The 14,449-nt window shown below is 41.5% G+C and carries 15 protein-coding genes; 8 read left to right on the forward strand and 7 right to left on the reverse strand.

The features are described 5' to 3' along the window. Nucleotides 1-3 precede the first annotated feature (3 nt). Genes rluB through rnm form a run of 5 tightly spaced genes read right to left on the reverse strand, consistent with a single transcriptional unit; the run spans nucleotide 4 to nucleotide 3,781 of the window. Nucleotides 4-870, reverse strand: a complete 867-nt coding sequence (rluB, locus tag J8L97_RS06665) for a 23S rRNA pseudouridine(2605) synthase RluB (protein WP_192507611.1) — start codon at nucleotides 868-870, stop codon at nucleotides 4-6. Beyond that, nucleotides 867-1,451: an SMC-Scp complex subunit ScpB gene (gene scpB, locus J8L97_RS06670; RefSeq protein ID WP_192507612.1), complete on the reverse strand. Its 585-nt coding sequence runs from the start codon at nucleotides 1,449-1,451 to the stop codon at nucleotides 867-869. The genes rluB and scpB overlap by 4 nt, the downstream gene beginning before the upstream one ends. Before the next feature lie 49 nt (nucleotides 1,452-1,500). Next, nucleotides 1,501-2,301, reverse strand: a complete 801-nt coding sequence (locus J8L97_RS06675; RefSeq protein WP_211048327.1) for a ScpA family protein — start codon at nucleotides 2,299-2,301, stop codon at nucleotides 1,501-1,503. Between the two features lie 9 nt (nucleotides 2,302-2,310). Then, the gene (locus tag J8L97_RS06680; RefSeq protein WP_211048328.1) at nucleotides 2,311-2,931 is read right to left on the reverse strand and encodes an L-threonylcarbamoyladenylate synthase; all 621 of its coding nucleotides are present in this window, start codon (nucleotides 2,929-2,931) and stop codon (nucleotides 2,311-2,313) included. 1 nt (nucleotide 2,932) lies between these two features. Next, a complete protein-coding gene (gene rnm / locus J8L97_RS06685) occupies nucleotides 2,933-3,781 on the reverse strand; it encodes an RNase RNM (protein ID WP_211048329.1) in 849 nt (282 codons plus the stop codon). A 447-nt stretch (nucleotides 3,782-4,228) separates the two neighbouring features. Here rnm and J8L97_RS06690 point away from each other — a divergent pair, with 447 nt between their 5' ends. From J8L97_RS06690 to trpA, 6 genes are read left to right on the forward strand one after another with little or no spacing between them, the layout of a single operon-like run. Continuing rightward, complete coding sequence (locus J8L97_RS06690) at nucleotides 4,229-5,806, forward strand: anthranilate synthase component 1 (protein WP_211048330.1); 1,578 nt, start codon at nucleotides 4,229-4,231, stop codon at nucleotides 5,804-5,806. Next, nucleotides 5,799-6,386 (forward strand): aminodeoxychorismate/anthranilate synthase component II, encoded by a 588-nt coding sequence (locus J8L97_RS06695; protein WP_409455154.1) that lies wholly within the window; start codon nucleotides 5,799-5,801, stop codon nucleotides 6,384-6,386. Before J8L97_RS06690 ends, J8L97_RS06695 begins: the two co-directional genes overlap by 8 nt. A gap of 8 nt (nucleotides 6,387-6,394) precedes the next feature. Further along, a complete protein-coding gene (gene trpD, locus J8L97_RS06700; protein WP_211048332.1) occupies nucleotides 6,395-7,399 on the forward strand; it encodes an anthranilate phosphoribosyltransferase in 1,005 nt (334 codons plus the stop codon). Then, the gene (gene trpCF / locus J8L97_RS06705; RefSeq protein WP_211048333.1) at nucleotides 7,392-8,759 is read left to right on the forward strand and encodes a bifunctional indole-3-glycerol-phosphate synthase TrpC/phosphoribosylanthranilate isomerase TrpF; all 1,368 of its coding nucleotides are present in this window, start codon (nucleotides 7,392-7,394) and stop codon (nucleotides 8,757-8,759) included. Before trpD ends, trpCF begins: the two co-directional genes overlap by 8 nt. Before the next feature lie 7 nt (nucleotides 8,760-8,766). Then, on the forward strand, nucleotides 8,767-9,951 hold the full coding sequence (gene trpB, locus J8L97_RS06710; protein ID WP_210996651.1) for a tryptophan synthase subunit beta: 1,185 nt from the start codon (nucleotides 8,767-8,769) through the stop codon (nucleotides 9,949-9,951). Continuing rightward, nucleotides 9,951-10,757 carry a tryptophan synthase subunit alpha gene (trpA, locus tag J8L97_RS06715; RefSeq protein WP_211048334.1) on the forward strand — a complete coding sequence of 269 codons (807 nt, stop codon included), beginning with the start codon at nucleotides 9,951-9,953 and terminating at the stop codon, nucleotides 10,755-10,757. The genes trpB and trpA overlap by 1 nt, the downstream gene beginning before the upstream one ends. A gap of 9 nt (nucleotides 10,758-10,766) precedes the next feature. On the opposite strand, the gene J8L97_RS06720 is transcribed toward trpA, so the two are convergent. Next, nucleotides 10,767-11,045, reverse strand: coding sequence for an HU family DNA-binding protein (locus J8L97_RS06720; RefSeq protein ID WP_210996653.1), 279 nt, complete (start codon nucleotides 11,043-11,045; stop codon nucleotides 10,767-10,769). 155 nt (nucleotides 11,046-11,200) lie between these two features. Here J8L97_RS06720 and J8L97_RS06725 point away from each other — a divergent pair, with 155 nt between their 5' ends. Both J8L97_RS06725 and J8L97_RS06730 read left to right on the forward strand, forming a co-directional pair. Beyond that, a complete protein-coding gene (locus tag J8L97_RS06725) occupies nucleotides 11,201-11,782 on the forward strand; it encodes an inner membrane-spanning protein YciB (RefSeq protein WP_192507623.1) in 582 nt (193 codons plus the stop codon). A 70-nt stretch (nucleotides 11,783-11,852) separates the two neighbouring features. Then, nucleotides 11,853-12,494 (forward strand): CPBP family intramembrane glutamic endopeptidase, encoded by a 642-nt coding sequence (locus tag J8L97_RS06730; RefSeq protein WP_211048335.1) that lies wholly within the window; start codon nucleotides 11,853-11,855, stop codon nucleotides 12,492-12,494. 331 nt (nucleotides 12,495-12,825) lie between these two features. On the opposite strand, the gene J8L97_RS06735 is transcribed toward J8L97_RS06730, so the two are convergent. Continuing rightward, nucleotides 12,826-14,409 carry an alpha/beta fold hydrolase gene (locus J8L97_RS06735; RefSeq protein ID WP_211048336.1) on the reverse strand — a complete coding sequence of 528 codons (1,584 nt, stop codon included), beginning with the start codon at nucleotides 14,407-14,409 and terminating at the stop codon, nucleotides 12,826-12,828. Nucleotides 14,410-14,449: the final 40 nt, after the last annotated feature.

Raw genomic sequence — 14,449 nt, forward strand, 5'->3', positions numbered from 1 at the left:
GACTTACGACTGACGACGTTTTGGCTTTTGAGCCCGTTGATTATGTTTTTTAACGGCCTTACGAATTTGATTGATTTTCGCACGCTTATCTTTGCGTTTTTCAGGCATAACAGACAACTTCGTTTGCGTTTCGTTAGGCAAACGAACTGACTTTCTTAAGTAATTTACATCCGCCAGCTCAAGCTCTTCCCAGCCACCTTGCGGTAATCGTTTATTTAGCTCTAGTTTTCCGTACCGGATGCGGATCAAACGCGATACCTCAACATCTTGAGATTGCCATAAACGTCGTACTTCGCGATTTCGACCTTCGGTCAACATAACATTAAACCACTTATTTATTCCTTCGCCACCCATTGGCTTAATATTAAGGAATTTTGCATGGCCATCTTCCAGCTCTACGCCTTTCGTTAATGTACGTAATGTTTCATTCGTAACTTCACCAAAAACGCGTGCAGAGTATTCTCTTTCTACTTCATACTTGGGGTGCATTAACCGATTTGCTAATTCACCATCGTTCGTAAATAACAATAACCCTGACGTGTTAATATCCAAACGCCCGATCGCAATCCATCGTTCACCATCTATGCGAGGGAGCCTATCAAATACAGTACGGCGCCCTTCAGGATCTTTTCGCGTACACAACTCGCCTTCCGGCTTATGATACATAACCACACGACAAATACGATCTACTTCTTGCTCTATTTTAACAATGTGGCCATCGACACGGATCAATGCATCCTCTTCAACTCTATCACCTAGCTTTGCAACCTTGCCATCTACACTGACGCGGTTTGCGTCGATGTACTTTTCCATTTCACGGCGCGAACCCACACCAGCTCGGGCTAATACTTTTTGTAACTTCTCACTCATTCGGATGATTCTCTCACAGAAGGATCGCTTAATATCTGGTCAATTTTAACGTCATGCTGCTCAGGTAAATCAGGCAACATACTTAAACCAGACAACGAAAAATAATCTAAAAATTGGTTGGTCGTTGCGTATAGTGCAGGCTTACCCGGCACTTCTTTATAGCCCACAACTTTAATCCATTCCCGTTCCTGCAAGCTCTTCATTATATTTGAGCTCACTGAAACGCCTCGTACTTGCTCTATTTCACCACGTGTAATCGGCTGTCTATACGCAATTAACGCCAATGTTTCTAAGGTTGCACGTGAGTATTTTGGTGCTTTTTCTTGCCACAAATGACTCAACCAAGGTGTCAACCTTTTACACGCTTGAAAGCGATACCCGCTGCCAACTGCTACAAGTTGAATACCGCGAACTTGATAATGCTCTGAAATAGAGTTAATAGCCTCATCAATTCTCATATTTGAGGCTGCAATATCTTTCAATACTGTTTCTTTTAATCGCTTTTTTGACAATGGTTTATCTGAAACAAAAATGGCAGCTTCTATTAGCTCTACTAACTGCTCATCACTAACACGCCGCATTCTTTACACCAAAAGCAAAACACAATCCCCTATTATGACAGAGGAAAGACTACTCTTGTAGTTGTAAACTTAAATAAATCTGACTTGAAGGTGAAACTTGCAAACAATCTATCAATTGTTCCTTAATCAACTCCAAAATTGCAATAAATGTGACAACAACCCCACTTCGCCCCTCGTCTATACGAAACAAATTAGTAAAAGCACACGGACCGTCATGATCTGATAAATACTGTAAAATATCACTCATTCGCTCTCTTGTAGAAAGCGACTCGGCACTCACTTGATGATGATCAAAAGTTCGTGCACGTGCCATGACCTCAGTTAATGCCAATAACAATTCCTTTACGTCAATATCAGGGCGCTCTGAAATCGACGCGTCACTGTCATCAAATAAAGCATGCGCAACAAAAATATCTCGTTCAACTCTGGGAAGTTCATCTAAATTTTCTGCCGCAACTTTAAATTGCTCATACTCTTGTAACCTGCGTACCAACTCAGCCCTAGGATCTTCTTCCTCCTCAAGCTCTTCGTGTACAGGCAACAACATTCTCGATTTAATTTGGGCTAGCAAGGCTGCCATGACTAAATATTCACCAGCCAATTCAAGACGAAACTCTGTCATCAACTCAACATAAGCCACATATTGTTGCGTGATACTTAGAATCGGTAACTCTAAAATATCGAGTTTATGCCGCTTGATTAAATATAATAGTAAGTCCAGCGGACCTTCGAATGTCTCAAGAATAATCTCTAATGCATCGGGCGGAATGTATAAATCTTCTGGCTTTTCAATAACCGCTTGCCCATTTAAAAAAGCAAACGGTTGGGGGGGAGCTGATACAACGGTCATTATTGAGTATCAAGAAAAGGGTGCGGTATCACCACACCCTACACGTAAAATATCGATTTCATCTTCCGATAAATCAATCACCGTGGTCGCTTGTTCGATCAGGTAGCCACCATGAATGATCAAGTCAACTTGCTTTTCAATTCGCAATCGAATTTCATCTGGATCTGACTCCGTGAACTGCTCGTCGGGTAAAATTAATGAACACGACATCATAGGTTCAGCCAGCTCTTCTAACAAAGCAGCAGTAATTGGATGATCGGTAACCCTAATACCTATCGTCTTTTTCTTATCATTTAACAAACGCTTAGGAACTTCTTTTGTACCTTTAAAAATAAAAGTATAAGGGCCTGGCGTATTATTTTTGATAAGTCTAAACATCTGATTATCCACTCGCGCATAAGTCGCAAGCTCAGATAAATCTCGGCACATTAAAGTAAAGTTATGGTGTTTTTCAATGCCACGAAGGCGCTCAATGCGCTCCTTTGCCTGCTTGTTACCAATACTACAGCCTATGGCGTACCCTGAATCAGTCGGATATACAACAACCCCACCTTGCTGAATAACCTCCACGGCCTGTTTTATTAGGCGAGCTTGGGGGTTATCTGGATGAATATGAAAAAATTGGCTCATACTAACATTCCTCGTTTTCTTCCCAAAACTGCCAAACACCTTGGCAATCTTTTGGTAAGTATAGGTTTTTCCCTAATTCTAGCCAAGGCATTGGATAATGAAAGTCTGAACCTTGGCTTGCAAGCAACCCATATTCACGACTCAATAGTCCCAAAAACTGCCGCTCGCTTGGCGCTTGTTGTGGTTGAGCCACTTCCATAGCCTGACCACCTGCGTCTGCAAATTCCTGCAACAATTTGCGTAACCATTTATTAGACATTTGATAACGAGCAGGATGGGCTACAACACTTATGCCACCAGCAGCTCTAATCGCCTTAATTGCTGTTGCCATATCACACCACGTACTTGGGACATACCCAGTTTTATTGCGCGCTAAAAACTTCTTAAACACGCCTTGAATGTTATTTGCAACACCTCTTTCAACCAATGCTGCCGCAAAATGAGCGCGTGTTATCTCAGCATCACCAGCGAGGAGCTTTGCTTGCTCATAAACCCCTTCGTAGCCTCTTTTCGCCAGTCTAAAACCAATCTCTTTCGCCCGTTCTTCTCGTTTAGATTGTTGCTCGTTCAGTAACTTCATCAAGTCCGTTGAGCTTGTATCAACTGCAAGCCCCACTATATGAATTTCAAAACTTTCCCACCGCGTAGAAATTTCAACACCTGGGATGAGCTTTAATGGCAGTGCATGTTGCTCAATATAGGCCTGAGCTGGCAATATTGCTGCAGTTGTATCATGGTCGGTAATCGCCAATACATCTACGCCTTTTTCCGTTGCGCGCTCTAAAAGTTGTGGAACCGTTAAACGTCCATCAGAAAAAGTGGTATGGCTGTGTAAATCATATTTAATCAAACTAACTCTTTTATATCTGGTAGCTTTTTATTAGAAGCTAAGTATAACACCGCTTAGTGCTACGAACTTTGTATATTTTTTATATTTTTCTGTCACTATCGCTGTTTTGCCCTTGACAGTATTATACCTAGTAGGGTTTACTGTGTGCATTAAAGATACGTAATGATGATTAACCACATGCTTAACTTAACAACAACAAAAAATTGGTGGTGGCGCTCGTAAAGTCGGGTGTTTCGTTGTATCTAACGAAAGTTTAAACCCGCATCTTACGCGGGTTTTTTTATATCTAAATAATTGTTAAAAGTTGGAATTATATATGTTAAATAACAATGCAATGACACATTCTTGGTGGTGGAGCTTAATATAGCGGGACGGCATTGTTATAAGTATTTAATCGCCCCGCTCAGTAAATTACTAGCGGGGTTTTTTGTTTTAGGGGAATGAGGTTTGATTTTTAGTCATATAACAACAACACCTGGTGAGGTGACCAGTATACGACAACGGCGCGACTATATAAGTAGCCCACTGTCGTTATATGCAACACTAGATAAAAGTAACTCGCTACTTTTAGAGTCAGCTGAAATTGATTCAAAAGACAATGTAAAAAGCCTGATCCTCGTTGATGCGGCATTACGAATTGAATGCCAGGGTAAGCAAGTTCAAGTCACTGCGTTATCAAATAATGGTAAGCAATTATTGGCACATTTGGCTGCTCACGTTCAGAACTGTAACGCCCAATTGGAGGGGCCATTACTTACCTTAGAGTATCGCTGCAATGATGCTCAGCTTGACGAATATAGTAAATTAAAAGCTGATAATGCATTTAGTGCGTTAAGAACCTGTATCAATGAAATAAAAAGTAACTCAGATACGCCGTTTTCTGTGTTTCTAGGCGGCGTTTTTGCTTATGATATGGTGGCTAATTTTGAACAGTTATCCGATGTAGATAACGATAAAAACACCTGCCCTGATTACGTTTTTTACCTAGCCGAAACATTGGTTGTTATTGATCACCAAGAAAAAACCACCGAACTGATTGGCAATGTCTTTAATGGCCCTGACGTACATGCAAACTGCTTTGAGATCGGAAAACAACTAGAAACATTAAATGCACAGTGTGATGCAGCAATACCCTATACTCCTTCATTAGTTTCAGGTGAGTCTAAAGTTGCAGTAAACATTGACGACAAAACTTTTTGTGACCAAGTCAGTAAACTCAAACAGAACATTATTGACGGCGATATTTTTCAAGTTGTACCTTCACGTACTTTCTCATTGCCGTGCGAACAACCACTATCTGCATATCAACAGCTTAAAATTCAAAACCCCAGCCCATATATGTTTTATATGCGTGACCAAAACTTTATTCTATTCGGTGCTTCACCTGAGTCAGCATTAAAGTACAGTGTAGATAGTAACCAAGTTGAGGTATACCCAATTGCAGGCACAAGGCAACGCGGTAAATTTGCCGATGGTACGATTAACCCAGACTTAGATAGTCGCATAGAACTCGAATTGCGAGATGATAAAAAAGAACGCGCGGAACACCTAATGCTCGTTGATTTGGCACGAAACGATGTCGCTCGAATTAGTGTCGCGGGGACTCGTCATGCCAAAGAACTGTTAAAAGTTGATCGTTATTCTCAAGTGATGCACTTAGTCTCTCGTGTCGTTGGACAGCTAAAGCCTGACCTTGATGCATTACACGCCTATCAAGCATGTATGAACATGGGGACTTTGGTTGGTGCACCTAAAGTAAAAGCAGCAGAACTCGTACGTCAAACAGAACAGCATAGAAGAGGAAGCTATGGTGGAGCGGTAGGTTACCTAACTGGAGACGGCACTATGGATAGTTGTATAGTGATACGATCAGCATTTGTTAAAGATAATATCGCATACGTACAAGCGGGTGCAGGAGTTGTTTATGATTCTGTTCCGCAAGCTGAAGCGGATGAAACACGCGCAAAAGCTCAAGCAGTGATCAAAGCTGTGCAATCAACATATCAAGGAGATGCACATGCGTAATATTAAAGTCTATTTCCTCGACAACTTCGACTCGTTCAGTTACAACTTGGTCGATGAACTGACCTTGTTAGGCAACGAGCTGGTCATTTACCGAAATAATATCAGCGCACAAAGAATATTCTCTGAAATGAATAAAGAAACGCAGCCGGTAATGTTGGTGCTATCTCCTGGTCCTGGTAACCCAGCCCACGCTGGTTGTTTATTGGAATTAATCGCATTGTGTAAAGGTAAGTTCCCAATGCTTGGCATTTGTTTGGGCCAACAAGCATTAACGCAAAGCTACGGTGGCACCATTGGTCACGCCGGTGAAACGGTACATGGTAAGTCTTCTATTATTCAGGTAGAAGATCACCCTGTATTTGCGGGTTTGGGCGCACAATTTCCTGTAGCGCGTTATCACTCACTTATGGCAACATCAGTTCCCGACACACTCACAGTTGTTGCCCAGTATGAAAATATTCCAATGGCTATTTATCATGCAAAAGATAGAGTGATCGGATATCAATTTCACCCTGAATCTATTTTAACCCCTGATGGTGCCAAATTGCTTAAGCAAACCATCGACTATCTCACTCGTTAGGAGCCAACATGGATAGTTTAAAAAAATTACTCGACCAACACTCTCTGAACTTTTCAGAAGCTCGTGCACTGTTTGATCAAATCATGTTAGGCAATATCTCTGACATCGAATTGACTGCCGCACTCGTGTCTTTAAAATTCAAAGGTGAAACAGTAGATGAAATTGCAGGTGCAGCACAATCTATGCGCAGTAACGCACTCGCATTTGATAACCAAGGTTTACATTGCTCTGATAGCTGCGGTACTGGAGGTGATGGGTCTAATACCATTAATGTCAGCACAACCGCAGCCATTGTTGCTGCCGCATGTGGCATAAATATGATCAAGCATGGCAACCGCAGTGTGTCTAGTAAATCAGGGTCAGCTGACTTGCTTAAAACCTTAGGTATTAATTTAGAAATGACGCCGGCACAAGCCAGTAAATGCTTACACAGTACCGGTTTTACATTTTTATTCGCGCCTCAATATCATCAAGGGGTGAAGCACGCAATGCCAGTACGAGGCGCATTGAAAACCCGCACTATTTTTAATATTCTTGGCCCGCTGGCTAACCCTGGTGCGCCACAAACGCAATTACTGGGTGTTTATGACCCTGCTTTGTGTAAGCCTATGGCTGAAACATTAAAGACTTTAGGAACCCAACGAGCGATGATAGTACATGGCAGTGGTACTGATGAAATTGCCCTGCATGACACAACAGATGTTACAGAACTGAATAATGGCCACATTACACAATACACATTATCTCCAGAAGACTTTGGGGTAGCACATTTCCCACTTACAGATATTGCTGGGGACTCACCTGAATATAATGCTAAAGCCAGTCTCGCAATTTTAAACGGTCAGGCACCAACAGCTCATAACGCCGCAATTGCTGTGAATGTTGCAGCGCTATTAGTCATGAATAACAAAGCAGATAACTTTAAAGATGCGACTCAACAAGTCCTTGACGTACTCACATCTGGATCAGCTGCTTCAAAACTTGCTGAAATTGTAGAGGTAAGCAATGGCTAACGTATTAGAAAAAATTGTCGCTGACAAACGCAATGAATTAATCACGCGCAAAGCGGAGTGTGCACTAGCTGATTTTATTGAAAAAGTGCAGCCCACGAAAAGAGATTTCTATGCTGCACTCGCCAAGAAAGGGACGCAATTTATTCTCGAGTGTAAGAAGGCATCACCATCTAAAGGGTTGATACGTGAAACATTTGATTTAGACGAAATTACATCTGTCTATAAAAATCACGCGAGTTGTATCAGCGTGTTAACCGATGAAAAGTACTTTCAAGGCAGCTACGATTACCTTGCCTACGTGCGCGAAAAAGTAAACCAACCACTTATTTGCAAGGACTTCTTCATTGATGAGTACCAAGTTTACCTAGCACGGCTACATGGTGGAGATGCCATCTTATTAATGTTATCTGTATTAGACGACGCACAGTATAAGACACTGGCTAAAGTGGCTCACAGTTTAAACATGGCGATACTAACAGAGGTCAGTAACGAAGACGAAGTCATCAGAGCACTCGAGTTACAAGCCAATATTATTGGTATTAACAACCGTGATTTACGAGATTTAAGTACCGATTTAGCGACGACTGAACGATTAAGAGCATTGATCCCTGATGATAAAGTTGTTATTTCAGAATCAGGAATTTATACCCACCAAGACGTGAAAAGACTCGCACCATTATGTGATGGCTTTTTAGTAGGTAGTTCACTGATGAGTGAACAAAACCTCGACGAGGCCTGCCGCAAATTGATCTTAGGTGAAAACAAGGTCTGTGGCTTAACACGCACCCAAGATGTCGTGTCAGCCTATGAAGCCGGCGCCGTGTATGGAGGGCTCATTTTCTATTCTAAGTCTCCCCGTTTTGTTGACTTAGACTGCGCTAAAGCATTAGTTGACAGTGCCCCACTTCGATATGTCGGAGTGTTTGTTGATGCTGATATAAACACCGTTGCCGATCACGCTTTAACCTTAAAGCTCAGTGCTGTACAGCTACATGGTTCGGAAGACGAGCAATATATTCGTTCTTTACGTGATAACTTACCTATCACTTGTCAAATTTGGAAAGCGCAAGGTATAGAAAGCAACTTACCCTCTCCTCTTGACGGGGTTGATAAGCACCTATATGACACGAAAACAGCCAACGGTTTTGGCGGGACTGGGGTGACATTTGATTGGCAGTTATTAACTAGCCACCCAGTGCGCAATTTTATGCTGGCCGGTGGGTTAACACCTGAGAATGTTGAAACCGCGGCACACTATGGAGCACAAGGCTTAGACTTAAATTCAGGGGTGGAATCAAGCCCTGGCAAAAAGTGTCAGTTCAAACTGAAAGACGCTTTTACTAACATTAGAAATTACTGAGGTGGAAATGAATAATGCAGCCTATTTTGGTGACTTTGGTGGCATGTATGTCCCAGAGTTACTTGTTCCAGCACTTAAACAGCTAGAGCAAGAGTTTAATAACGCACAACAAGATGCCGGTTTTTTACAAGAGTTTCAGCAACTTCTTAATGAATATGCAGGACGCCCGACACCGTTAACCCTAACGCGAAACCTAGTGAAAAACCCAAAAGTAAAATTATATTTAAAACGCGAAGATCTATTACATGGTGGAGCGCATAAAACGAACCAAGTGCTTGGTCAAGCGTTATTAACCAAGCGTATGGGGAAAAAAGAAGTCATTGCTGAAACAGGTGCAGGACAGCACGGCGTTGCTACAGCGCTTGCATGCGCATTGCTTGATTTAAAGTGTCGTGTATACATGGGCGCAAAAGATATTGAAAGGCAACAACCTAACGTCTTTAGAATGAAATTGATGGGTGCTGAAGTGATCCCTGTTACAGCTGGGTCAGGTACCTTAAAAGACGCAGTAAATGAAGCGATGCGTGACTGGTCTGCAAATTATCAAACGGCACACTACCTGTTAGGTACAGCTGCCGGCCCTCACCCATTCCCAACCCTCGTCCGTGAGTTTCAAAAAATGATCGGTGAAGAGGCCAAACAACAAGTACTCGAAAATGAAGGTCGTTTGCCTGATGCTGTCATCGCCTGTGTTGGCGGCGGCTCTAATGCGATAGGTATGTTTAGTGACTTTATTGATGAACCAAGTGTTAAGTTGATTGGGGTTGAACCAGCCGGAAAAGGGCTCGAAACTGATGAGCATGGCGCTGCATTATGTAAAGGGACTAAAGGTATACTGCACGGCGCTTATACCTATATTATGCAAAACAGCGATGGTCAAATTGAAGAGTCATATTCCGTTTCTGCAGGACTTGATTATCCGGCTGTAGGCCCACAACACGCTTTCTTACATGAAACCGGCCGAGCGCAATATGTTGGAATTTCAGATACTGAAGCACTTGACGCGTTTCAAGCACTTGCCAAATATGAAGGGATCATCCCTGCTTTAGAATCTAGCCATGCACTGGCATACGGATTGAAGTATGCAGAAAACCAAACTGATGAAACGGTTATCGTGGTAAACCTCAGTGGTCGTGGTGACAAAGACTTAGCCCACGTACACCAAGTACTGAATGAACGAGGAGCACTATAATGAGCCGCTATGCTAAAATATTCGACCAATTGGCGACACAGAACCAAGGGGCGTTTGTTCCATTCGTAACCATAGGTGATCCAAACAAGGCACTAAGCTTAGATATTATTAAAAGCTTAATTGACGCAGGCGCAGATGCTTTAGAACTCGGGATCCCATTTTCAGATCCAATCGCAGACGGGCCTGTAATACAATCTGCTAATATTCGTGCCCTTGCAGCAAACGTTAACACCGAAGCGTGCTTCGACATTATTAGACAAGTAAGAGAATATAACCAAACTATCCCTATTGGCTTACTTTTGTATTCTAATTTGATTTTTGCGCGTGGTATTAGTGCCTTTTACCAGCAAGCACACGCTGCGGGTGTAGACTCTATTCTCGTTGCTGATGTACCGCTTCACGAATCAAAAATGTTCCGCCAAGCAGCCCAGCAAGCGCAGATTGACCCCATATTTATTGCGACACCGAATGCAAACGATGACACATTACGCGCATGTGCAAGCTATGGTAGAGGCTACACATACCTGCTATCACGAGCTGGTGTTACTGGTACAGAATCAACGGTACAAATGCCCGCTGATTCAATCGTCACGCAACTCAAAGAGTACCACGCCGCCCCAGCGCTACTCGGGTTTGGAATTTCCAGCCCTGAACATGTTAAGGCCGCTTTAGACTCTGGGGCTGCCGGAGCAATATCTGGTTCAGCGGTTGTAAAAATTATCGAGCACAATTTAGATGATCCAACAACTATGCTAAGTGAGCTAAAAGCCTTTGTTAGCAAAATGAAAGCTGCGACCCAAAAATAACCATTTCTATCAATATTCAGCTAAGGCAGACTTTAATGCCTTGGCTGGCTTAAATTGCACTTTATTCGCTCCTTCGATCATAATCTCTTCCCCCGTTTGTGGATTTCGACCACTCTTTGCGGGGTGATAACTCAGTGCAAATGTACCAAAACCAGATAATGGAACCTGATCCCCTTCGGAAAGGCGTTTAGTAATGCTGGATAAAATACAATTTAACACCACTTGTGACGACTTTTTTGTTAAGTCGCTGTGTTGTGCCATTGCTGCAATCAGTTCCGTTTTGTTCATTATATATTCTCTTTTTCTTTAATCATAAGCGCCAGTATAGAGCACATTAACTGAAGGGTTGCTGAGGCTAAGGATTTAAGTAATAAATGTCAATCTTGAACTTATGCCCAGTTCTTGGTAAAACCATGGTAGAGAATTCAAAAAGGTAAACATAAATGGCAGCATTGCTAGAGTATCTTCCGTTAATTTTGTTTTTTGCGGTCTATAAATTTGTCGATATTTATTGGGCGACGGGTGTTTTAATTGTCACTTCATCAATTCAACTTGGTTACCATCATTTTGCGCATGGAAAAATAGCAACTCGGCATTGGATATTCTTTGCTATCGCTTTGGTTCTTGGTGGCCTCACTATTTTATTTCAAGATGAGCAATTCATAAAGTGGAAGGCAACGGTCATATACGCAGTACTGGCAGTCAGCTTAATCATCTCTAGATATATTTTCAAAAAGAATCTCGTAGAAAAGGCGCTTATTGGCGTACTGAAATCAGCCAATGAAAAAGGCGATACCGATGCACCGCTCAATATTGAGTTACCTAAGCACATATGTGAACAACTGAACCTAATGTGGGTCGCTATTTTGGCTTTTATTGCAGGCCTCAATATATATATAGCGTACAATTTTTCGCTCGACTTTTGGGTCAATTTCAAAGTATTTGGTTTAATGGGGATCACGTTCGTCGCCATACTCATTACCATGGCAAAAATATATAAATACTTACCAGAAGACCAAAGTTAAATTGTCATAATTGCAGGCGCTTTTTACTGCTATAGTTTTTTTAAACTATACAACTAAGTGAGAAGCGTCTTTGAATGCAAGTCAATATCGTTGGTGTGAACTCTTCCTCGTTTTCTTTTGTTTACCCATTTTAGCTTACTTTTTTCGCTATCATCTCTCAAACTGGTTGTTCCCTGCTCTGATCATTCTAATGACGGTGTGTACATTCTTACTACTCACCGATCCACATTTTAAACGTTTTCGTTTAACCAGTTTAGGGCAATTTTCTACTGTGAAAAAACGCATATTCACCAGCTTTTTTGCCGGTGCATTATTTTCAGCCATGTTGTATGGATTATTAAACCAAGGTAATTGGTTTAGTTTCCCGCTCAATTCAACCACACAGTGGCTCATACTTCTGATTGCTTACCCTTTGCTGTCGGTATTGCCACAAGAACTTATTTTTCGCAGTTACTTTTTTCACCGTTACAAACGAATATTACCAAATAAAACCACGCGTATTATCCTCAGTGCCAGCGTATTCGCGTTAGCCCATTGTGTATATGATAACTGGGTTGCAATAGCGCTCTCATTTGGTGGCGGTTTACTATTTTCCTATACATACGCGCACAGTCGCTCACTCCTAGTATGTGTCCTTGAGCATAGTTTATGGGGATTATGGATATTTACACTTGGTATTGGGCATTATTTAGACTCTGGGCTATCTTTTTAGTAGTACTAAAAAGCTTAGCATACGCCTGCCATAGACCCTATTAAAATCACGATTCTGGTTATCGAGGATATAATACAATCCATTGCTGGCGCATGTTATAAATGTATCTGCGTTGTGTAACGCTTACAGTAACTTACTTAACCTCAGGTTTGGATAAGGGTTTTGGAATAGAAAATGTTTTGTAAACAAACTGACATACAATCCAATGATGATATTTTGTTCAATATCAAGGCGATTTTATGCAGTAATAGCGGGCTATTACAAATGAAAGCAACGCCGAGAGTGAGAAAAATAGCTTTATTGGGCAAATTTCGCTTATCCAGAACTGAGGTTAATTAAATGAACCAAATGCATCATCTTCCCCATACACTTCTTGGCTATGCTCTATAGCTAGCTTAAATGTATGATCCGTCAGATCATTTAAACAATCCGTATTCGGTTTTGTCCAAGGGTTCTCCATAAAACTCGCCATAATATCAACACCACAAATACCTTCACCCGCCGTTTTAACCCCCGTATTAAACACCACGCCATGTGGCGCATAAGGCACTTCTATAAACCGTTGATTTATATTGGTGAAAGATGACTCAATCGTCTTTGCGTGAAATATAGGTGTGGCGTGATCTAATGTGCCATTGAAGGCTATAAGTGGCATATAATGCCTCATGCGTTTATAAATATATTCTCCTATATATCGCTCTGACCATGTACTTTGGTATTTGGCCGATAATGCATGTTCTGCTAAGGTGAAACATGCAACAGCATTCGCACAAAATAAGCGTCGTTGGTCTACACTTCTTTTTACAAAGTTTATCTCATTCATTGATATAAGGTCATATAAAGGGCCAGAAAAAGTTGCCTTAAACTCATCAGGCACATTATTTTCTTGACGTAAAATAACAGTGCTTCCCCCCAACTTATAAAATGTTACAGCCTTCTTTAGCGCAACGATATCATCTGTGTTACAGCGAGCTAAACGACTATAAAATGGTAAAAGTGCCCGTTTATCATTTCGTGATATTTGCTCCATAGACCACAACTGCAACTTTTCACGGTCAATCGACACGTCTGAACAATGTTGACCAGCAAAATGGTTTAAAAGTGTGGCTCGAATTGTCTGGTTAACTGGTGAAACAAACTTGCTACGGCAATATTCATCAAGGTCACAATAGTCGGCGAGTTGTGTAAAAACCTGGTCCGCATTTTCCTCATACATGTCAGCGCCAAAATTCGTAGTCGGTAACACTGAATCTAAAATTATCCCTTGTGCACCATTGGGGGCTATTTGTGTAAAACGCTGCACAAGCATAGTACCGTAAGATACCCCGTAAATATAACTCGGTAACCAGTTCAATGCCCGACTCTTTGATATCACATATTCTAAATCTCGAGCAGCATTGGTCGTATTAAATTCAAATAGACCATCACCCCAGATTTCATGCTGGGCGTCAAAACATGCTTGAGGATTAAAATAATCACGCCAGTCACACTGTAACTCTGTTGACCAACCTATTCCTCGATGTTCTATTATATAAACGTCATGATCTTCAACGATGTCAGCCATGTCATATTCAATTACATGTGGGAAAGCAATAGAAGCAGAGGCACCAGGCCCTCCACTTATCATCCATAGCTGGCCTTTACTCACTCCACCTCTTGCAGGGTATTTTGCAACGAGTACTTCAATTTTTTTGCCTGTAGGGTCAGCCCAATCTAATGGTACTTCAGCAAAAGAGCACTTATTTTGTTTATCTGTTGTATTAAACTGGGCTGGACACTGCCCCCAATTAAACTCTTGGTATTGATTATATTCTGATATTTGTTTATTAAAGTGAGTGCTAGCAAATGATGTAGATGAAAGGCTCATTAATGCCACTAATATCAGTGACAAAAATACATTTCCTTTAAATGTCACATTAGTTCCTTAAATAGGTAAAAACACAACGTACGACAAA

Origin of the sequence: Pseudoalteromonas sp. MMG012 (genome assembly GCF_018100875.1) — a bacterium.
GTDB lineage: Bacteria > Pseudomonadota > Gammaproteobacteria > Enterobacterales > Alteromonadaceae > Pseudoalteromonas > Pseudoalteromonas aurantia.

Bases quoted from the DNA above. Each gene is read 5' to 3' on its own strand.
- trpA (WP_211048334.1), top strand. From the start codon at position 9,951: ATGAGCCGCTATGCTAAAATATTCGACCAATTGGCGACACAGAACCAA.
- trpB (WP_210996651.1), top strand. From the start codon at position 8,767: ATGAATAATGCAGCCTATTTTGGTGACTTTGGTGGCATGTATGTCCCA.
- trpD (WP_211048332.1), top strand. From the start codon at position 6,395: ATGGATAGTTTAAAAAAATTACTCGACCAACACTCTCTGAACTTTTCA.
- J8L97_RS06720 (WP_210996653.1), bottom strand. From the start codon at position 11,045: ATGAACAAAACGGAACTGATTGCAGCAATGGCACAACACAGCGACTTA.
- trpCF (WP_211048333.1), top strand. From the start codon at position 7,392: ATGGCTAACGTATTAGAAAAAATTGTCGCTGACAAACGCAATGAATTA.
- J8L97_RS06695 (WP_409455154.1), top strand. From the start codon at position 5,799: ATGCGTAATATTAAAGTCTATTTCCTCGACAACTTCGACTCGTTCAGT.
- J8L97_RS06680 (WP_211048328.1), bottom strand. From the start codon at position 2,931: ATGAGCCAATTTTTTCATATTCATCCAGATAACCCCCAAGCTCGCCTA.
- rluB (WP_192507611.1), bottom strand. From the start codon at position 870: ATGAGTGAGAAGTTACAAAAAGTATTAGCCCGAGCTGGTGTGGGTTCG.
- J8L97_RS06725 (WP_192507623.1), top strand. From the start codon at position 11,201: ATGGCAGCATTGCTAGAGTATCTTCCGTTAATTTTGTTTTTTGCGGTC.
- J8L97_RS06675 (WP_211048327.1), bottom strand. From the start codon at position 2,301: ATGACCGTTGTATCAGCTCCCCCCCAACCGTTTGCTTTTTTAAATGGG.
- scpB (WP_192507612.1), bottom strand. From the start codon at position 1,451: ATGCGGCGTGTTAGTGATGAGCAGTTAGTAGAGCTAATAGAAGCTGCC.